Here is a 1,697-nt window from a genome sequence, read left to right on the forward strand (position 1 = left end):
TTTCGCCGTTTTCCATAAGTAGTACGGTACCAGAGCTGCCGGTACCAAACCCTCTACCCGCCACTGCACTATCGCGGTTATCCTGTCCAACTACACCATTGGTTTTAATATTGCAAAACAAATATTTAATATCAAAGGCACTACGATAAATCACTTTGGTTTCTTCGGCATGGGCAGCCATGATACTTAAGCCACATAACAAAAGTGCTATTTTTTTCATCTCCTCTTCCTTATAGGGCTGTGTGGAAATATTCTGCCACACAGCAATTTCCCTATTTATATAACGATCACAAAACGACCATTGATTAATGAAAAATAAGGGGCTAAGGTTGCACCAATATCATCACCATATGAATAGAGTAACGGTGAAAGATCAAAGTCTGATCTATTAACCAGCCTGACCATGCGCCCTTTATTCATTATCCTAGCTTCAAATCCTTGCCAGTTAATCGGTTGCATTTTGAAATTGGCGCCATTGGTGATATCCATAAGGTGTTCATTGAGCACTCTCTCTTCGGTGGAGCTGGTGACATAGGCAAATGCACGACCAGAGTAAGCAAACAGTTGTTTTAACTTTTTAATATCCTTATTTTGCATCGCCTGCCACACTTCCTGATAGGCTTGTTGCAACAGTTGGCGCTGTTCTGGGGTATCAGTATAGGGGGTGGCGTTGACCCACGGCCATTCGGGCACACCATTTACCGTCACTTTGCGGCTAAATTCATACACTACCATCTCTTTGGGAAACCAGTTTGGTGCATAGGAGCGCTCGCGCACAAATCCCGGTACAACGGTGGGCGCAATACGCTGTGTCACAGTGATAGGTTGGTTAATGGCAGCAAAAGCGGCAGGTGTTACGGTGGTTGCCGCCGTCGGCAAGCCTTTTTCATCGATGGTCACGGCAATACTACTGATTTTTTCCCGCCGCGCCGGGTTCTTCGGGTTATAGATAACCAGATCCAGTTTGCAGTAGGCGCTGGGGTTAAAACTATTTTTCTCTTTCATATCGGTCAGTTTTTCATTAAACCAGTTAAGTGCTGAGATCTCGACACTGATCTCATTTTCGCCGTTTTCCATAAATAGCATCGCACCGGTACTCCCGGTACCAAAGCCCCTACCCGCCACCGCGCTATCTCGGTTATTCTGCCCTACCACACCATTGGTTTTAATATTGCAAAACAGGTATTTGATATCAAAGGCACTGCGGTAAATCACTTTGGTTTCTTCGGCATGGGCAGCAACGATACTGAGCCAGCCACATAACAAAAGTGCTACTTTTTGCATATTTTCTTCCTTAAATCACCGTGCAGAAGAGTGCTTCTGCACGGTAGTTCCTGGTTATAGTACGATCACAAACCGGCCATTGATAAGTGAAAAGAAAGGAGATAACACAGATAAAATATTGTTTTTATCCATATACATTAATGGTGAAAAACCAAAGTCTGATTTATTCACTAACCTGACCATACGCCCTTTATTCATTATCCTAACTTCATAAGCCTGCCAATTAATGGGTTGCATTTTTAAATTAGGACTGTTTGTAATGTCTCTCAAGTGCTCATTGAGTACCTTATCTTCTGTAGAGCTGGTGACATAGGCAAATGCACGACCAGAGTAAGCAAACAGTTGTTTTAACTTTTTAATATCCTTATTTTGCATCGCCTGCCACACTTCCTGATAGGCTTGCTGCAACAGTT

1 protein-coding gene and 2 pseudogenes are annotated in these 1,697 nt (G+C 43.3%); all 3 read right to left on the reverse strand.

Going from position 1 to position 1,697, the window contains the following annotated elements:
• Positions 1 to 220 (reverse strand): annotated as a pseudogene (locus EOJ37_RS14135) (hypothetical protein); the annotation flags it as partial.
• 56 nt (positions 221 to 276) lie between these two features.
• Positions 277 to 1,284, reverse strand: coding sequence for a hypothetical protein (locus EOJ37_RS14140; protein WP_127960505.1), 1,008 nt, complete (start codon positions 1,282 to 1,284; stop codon positions 277 to 279).
• A 54-nt stretch (positions 1,285 to 1,338) separates the two neighbouring features.
• A pseudogene (locus EOJ37_RS14560) lies at positions 1,339 to 1,697 on the reverse strand (hypothetical protein); the annotation flags it as partial.

The sequence above is a fragment of the Serratia microhaemolytica genome, from assembly GCF_004011885.1.
Taxonomy (GTDB): Bacteria; Pseudomonadota; Gammaproteobacteria; order Enterobacterales; family Enterobacteriaceae; genus Serratia_G; species Serratia_G microhaemolytica.